The 5,059-nt window shown below is 41.0% G+C and carries 7 protein-coding genes; 4 read left to right on the forward strand and 3 right to left on the reverse strand.

The features are described from left to right. Nucleotides 1-103: 103 nt before the first annotated feature. Both def and HWQ42_RS19445 read right to left on the reverse strand, forming a co-directional pair. Nucleotides 104-634: a peptide deformylase gene (def, locus tag HWQ42_RS19440; protein WP_292815126.1), complete on the reverse strand. Its 531-nt coding sequence runs from the start codon at nt 632-634 to the stop codon at nt 104-106. A gap of 97 nt (nt 635-731) precedes the next feature. Beyond that, entirely contained in the window at nt 732-1,991 is a 1,260-nt protein-coding gene (locus HWQ42_RS19445; protein WP_292815128.1) for an HhoA/HhoB/HtrA family serine endopeptidase, read from the reverse strand. Nucleotides 1,992-2,155: 164 nt separating this feature from the next. Between HWQ42_RS19445 and dnaA the strand changes: the two genes are divergently transcribed. Next, nucleotides 2,156-3,538 carry a chromosomal replication initiator protein DnaA gene (dnaA, locus tag HWQ42_RS19450; RefSeq protein ID WP_292815130.1) on the forward strand — a complete coding sequence of 461 codons (1,383 nt, stop codon included), beginning with the start codon at nt 2,156-2,158 and terminating at the stop codon, nt 3,536-3,538. Nucleotides 3,539-3,801: 263 nt separating this feature from the next. Here dnaA and HWQ42_RS19455 read toward each other — a convergent pair whose 3' ends face one another. Next, nucleotides 3,802-4,041, reverse strand: a complete 240-nt coding sequence (locus tag HWQ42_RS19455) for a hypothetical protein (protein ID WP_292815132.1) — start codon at nt 4,039-4,041, stop codon at nt 3,802-3,804. 265 nt (nt 4,042-4,306) lie between these two features. On the opposite strand from HWQ42_RS19455, the gene HWQ42_RS19460 reads away from it, so the two are divergent. The 3 genes from HWQ42_RS19460 to HWQ42_RS19470 all read left to right on the forward strand — a co-directional run bounded on the left by HWQ42_RS19460 (nt 4,307) and on the right by HWQ42_RS19470 (nt 5,027). Then, a complete protein-coding gene (locus HWQ42_RS19460) occupies nt 4,307-4,432 on the forward strand; it encodes a hypothetical protein (protein WP_292815134.1) in 126 nt (41 codons plus the stop codon). Nucleotides 4,433-4,510: 78 nt separating this feature from the next. Then, on the forward strand, nt 4,511-4,801 hold the full coding sequence (locus HWQ42_RS19465) for a hypothetical protein (protein ID WP_292815136.1): 291 nt from the start codon (nt 4,511-4,513) through the stop codon (nt 4,799-4,801). A 28-nt stretch (nt 4,802-4,829) separates the two neighbouring features. Further along, complete coding sequence (locus HWQ42_RS19470) at nt 4,830-5,027, forward strand: hypothetical protein (protein WP_292815138.1); 198 nt, start codon at nt 4,830-4,832, stop codon at nt 5,025-5,027. The last annotated feature ends 32 nt before the right edge of the window (nt 5,028-5,059 follow it).

The following is a 5,059-nucleotide window of genomic DNA, read 5'->3' on the forward strand; positions in this document are numbered from 1 at the left end:
AAATAATTCGTAATGACGCTCCTGCGTCGCTACCGCTGCGCTAACGTAATTCGTAATTCGTAATTCGTAATTAATATACTGCCCCCTGCCCTCCTGCTCCCATTTATTTGTTAACTACTCGTTGTTGGTATTCTTGCTCAGTGATCATATCGAGAGTGTTCTCTAGGCGATCAACAAATACGATCCCGTCGAGATGATCGTACTCATGTTGAAAAATCCGAGCGATAAAATCGGTTAATTCTTGTTTTTGTAAGTTGCCTTGAGAGTCAGTGTATTCAACTTCAATAGATTTATACCGAGGAACTAACCCCCTAATTCCTGGAACACTTAAACAACCTTCCCAATCTTTGACAACTTCAGTTGAATGAGCAATGATTTTGGGATTAATCATTGCTGTAGGTTCCATTTCCGGGGCGTTGGGATACCTGGCATTAGGACGGGAAGCCACAATAAATAAACGATAGGCTTGTGCTACTTGAGGCGCAGCAATTCCTACGCCATTAGCCTTGGCAACAGTGGCGATTAAGTCTTCAATTAATTTTTGGATCTGCTCATCTTGAATATTCTCAACCCAAGCAGCTTTTTGGCGCAATGTTGGATTGCCTAATTGAATTATTGGCGCTAATTCAGTCATGATAAAGCTCCTTTAAGTAATAGGGAGTAGGGAGTGGGAAGCAGGGGGGCAGGGGAAGAAGAACTATTTACAAATGACAAATGACAAATGACAAGTATTATCCTTCACGTCTAACAGGCAAAGGAGCAGGTTGAACTCCTACTTGGACAATTTGCCCATTGCGTTCCACTTCTATGGGTAATTTAGTACCGATTTTGCTCTTTTCTACTAGCCTTTGTACTTCTTCAATTTTAGTAACAGGCTGGCTGTTGATGCTTTTAATCACATCACCGACTCGTAGCCCAGCTACAGATGCAGGCGATCGCGGTACAATCTCAACCAGCAAAACGCCGTCATCTGCTGTAAGATTTAAGCGATCGCCTGCTCCATTTTTTATCTTTTCTTTAATTTCTGGTGTCAGTGTCACCATCTGCACACCCAAATAAGGATGATCCACCTTACCTGTAGCAATTAATTGCTGGGCAATTCTTTGTACGGTGTTAATAGGAATAGCAAATCCCAAACCTTGAGCGCCGCGAATAATCGCTGTGTTCATCGCAATTACCTGCCCACGAGCATTAAGCAATGGTCCACCTGAATTACCAGGGTTAATCGCTGCATCCGTTTGGATGTAATCAACCCGTTTATCACTAGCACCAATATCGCTACCAGAACGACCTGTGGCACTAATAATCCCAGAAGTGACGGTATTATTCAAGCCTAATGGATTACCAATGGCAATTACAGCCTCTCCTGGTTGCAAGGTATCAGAATTACCCACAGCTAGAGTTGGCAGATTATTCGCATTAATTTTGATCGTTGCTACATCCGTTACCGGGTCTTCACCCAAAACTTTCCCATCAAAAGTCCGGCCATCTTTGAGTGTGACAGTCACTCTATCAGCACCATCTACCACATGGGAATTGGTCACAATTTGACCAGAAGAATTAATAATAAATCCAGAGCCACTACCGCGCTCTACCCTTTGTCTAGGCTGTGGGCTTCCCTCTCCAAAAAACCGCCGGAAAAATGGATCGTTAAATTCGTCTGGTACGCGAGAAGTAATTGTTCGGGAAGAATCAATGCGAACTACCGCAGGCCCCACCTGTTGCACTACTTTCACTACAAAATTAGGATCTCCAGACGAAGAGAAAATCTGCGGGGGGACAATTAGCCGATTAGGTTCTGTTGTGTTTGGGGCTTGAGTATCGCTTTGCTGATTATCAACAGTCCTAGCAGGTAGAAGAGAGCAGCTCCCCAGGAACACCACTGCTACCCCGTATGAGAGCATCCCCAGAATATTATCTACCCCCCATCTGTGGGGCAAACGTCTGGTATTCATCTTTTTGGGTGTTGAGTGATGGTTTGTTGTCTTCATGTGTCCTTGCTTCTCCGTGTCAGTCAGTGGGTGTTAGGATCTTGCCTACTGGGTATGTCCCAAAATGGTTACAACTTAAAAGCTTATTTTAGGTCTAGCGTGTCTCAATGCTAAATTAGTGCTTTCTCTTCTATTGTGACGATTAGCAGCAAAGGTGGTGGATAATGGAAATTCCCATAGAAAGTCTGTGGAGTCAGGTACTAGAGCGCCTAAAGCTTGAACTATCCCGACCTACCTTTGAAACTTGGATCAAAACTGCTAGTGCAGAGCGATTAGAAAATAATTGCTTGGTTATCCGTACTCCTAACCCATTTGCTCGTAATTGGTTACAGAAGTATTACATCAATACTATTGCTCATGTAGTCCAAGATATTCTCGGTCATCCCGTGGGAATTTACATTACTGTTGCTCAAGGTGATGAAGTTTCTCATTTTAGTGAACGAGAAGTTGCTTGGGAATCACCAAATTCCAGCAGTATTTCTGAACCTGTTCCTAATCACAATCATAAAACTACTGACTTAAACTCTAAATATGTCTTTTCGCGATTTGTAGTTGGTGCTAACAATCGCATGGCTCACGCTGCTTCTTTAGCAGTTGCAGAATCTCCGGGTAAAGAGTTTAATCCTTTGTTTTTATGCGGTGGTGTCGGCTTGGGTAAAACTCATCTCATGCAAGCTATTGGTCATTATCGCTATGCAATTTCTCCTAATTGTAAAATATTTTATGTTTCTACTGAGCAGTTTACTAATGATTTAATTACAGCCATCCGTAAGGATAGTATGCAAAGTTTTCGAGAGCATTATCGGGCGGCTGATGTTTTATTAGTTGATGATATTCAGTTTCTTGAAGGCAAGGAATATACCCAAGAGGAATTCTTTTATACTTTTAATACTCTACATGAAGCTGGTAAACAAGTTGTCATTGCTTCTGACCGTCCGCCTAATCAAATTCCTAGCTTGCAAGAACGTCTTTGTTCTCGGTTTTCTATGGGCTTAATTGCCGATATCCAAAAGCCGGATTTAGAAACGAGAATGGCAATTTTGCAGAAAAAAGCCGAGGATGAAAATATTAGTCTTCCCCGCGACGTAATTGAGTATATTGCTTCTAACTATACTTCTAATATTCGAGAATTAGAAGGAGCCTTAATTCGGGCGGTGGCTTATATTTCTATTTGGGGTTTACCGATGACGGTGGAAAATATCACACCAGTTTTAGAACCGCCTAATGAAAAAATGGCAGCTACCCCAGAAGCAATTTTAAAGGTTGTGGCGGATAATTTTAATGTTTCAATAGATGACCTCAAAAGTAACTCACGTCGAAGAGAGATTAGCTGGGCGCGTCAATTAGGGATGTATCTCATGCGCCAACACACCGCTTTGAGTTTGCCGAGAATTGGTGAGGAGTTTGGTGGTAAAGACCATACAACGGTAATCTATAGTTGCGATAAAATTACTCAACTCCAGGAGAGCGATCGCACTTTAGCACAAACAATCCGCCAACTGAGCGATCGCATCAATATGACTAGCCGTTCTCAAAAACCATCCTGAAAATATATTTTAAGTTTTCCACAAGCAGCAGTCTGAATTATGAGCTTTGACGGGTGAAGAATATTAAGTAACGTATAAAAATTGATTAAATTTAACTTAGATTGTGCAAAAAACTGGGGAAAACTTGATATTCTACAGTGAAAATTTAATTGAGTATAATTACCTTGTGGAAAAGTACAACAGTTTTTCCACAAGTTTTCCACAAGGTAAACTTGCCTAACCATATATGATTTCAACAACAATTGTGGCAAGTTTTCCGCAATTTACTGGCATCCTTTTCGATGCTCATCTCCTTCTCGTCGAGTCCGCGAAACCCATTCCTGAGCATCCTCACCCAATAGCGGATAGGATGCCATACCCTTCAAATCGCTCCACTTGCGTTTTGGTTGTGCTTGAATGATATGTTTCTTCATACGCTCCACCAAATACCCCATTACCGTCAGTTGCTCCTCTGGAGTTAATTGCTCAATCTCGCTTAAAATTTTTTCAAGTGATGGATTCATCAACTTAACCCCTATCAACGGCTGTAAATCTTAGGGTCTTTAACTTTTGGATATATCCCATCCCAATATCAACACTATTATCCAACTGCATGAAGATGATTTTTAAATTGGTTTTACTATTTATTATTTGTAAACGGCGATCGCTTTAACATAATTGGAAAATTGCAGCTAGCTCAAGCTACACTTTTGAGTGAAGTCGTCTGCCTGATGTAGCCTTTTATCAAGTAATATGTTATAGGTAATAAGTATTATTACTGTAGGGCTGATGTCTAATTCTCAACCTTCTACCTCTTCTAATGCTAATGCCTTGAGTGATTTTGAGTTGGAGTTATTGAAGCAGGAATATTTCTTCCTGCAAACCACTATTGAAGACTACAATAAGCAGATTTGAGCAATTAAAGCTCTTGGTATCACTGGAACTGGTGCTGTAATTGTATTAGCACTGCAACAGAATAAGAGCGTTCTTGCTTTGGTTGGCTGCACCATTCCAATCTTTTTTTGGGTTTTAGAGAGCCAGTGGAAGCATTTTCAACGTGGCTTTTATCCCCGTGTAGGCGAAATTGAAACCACCCTCTTGGAAACTTGCCAATTGAGAGGGCCTGCTATATTTAATAGCTGGAATTATGCATTGAAACGGGTTACATCTCCCAAACGTAAAGGTTATGTCTGGGATGGTTTGCTAAATCCCACCGTCTTTATCAGTTACATTCTAGAAATCGTTTTTCTTTTAATTGCTTGGAAGGCAATTCCCTTAATTTGAGGCTGGTTATTAATAAGGAATTCTCTCAATGACTCAAACACTGACCTGGCTGCATCTTTCAGATATCCATGCTTGTAAACCACGAACTGGTTGGGATGCTAAACGAGTTACTGATACTCTCTGCAAGGATCTTAAAAAAACGCAGGAGCGGTATGGGTTAAGACCGGATCTGATTTTTTTACGGGTGATGCCGCATTTGGTCACATTAGACTCATCCTTAATATAAATAACATGGGATAATAAAAAGCTGGAGTAAAA

This window comes from Nostoc sp. JL23, from assembly GCF_017115065.1.
Taxonomy (GTDB): Bacteria; Cyanobacteriota; Cyanobacteriia; order Cyanobacteriales; family Nostocaceae; genus Nostoc; species Nostoc punctiforme_A.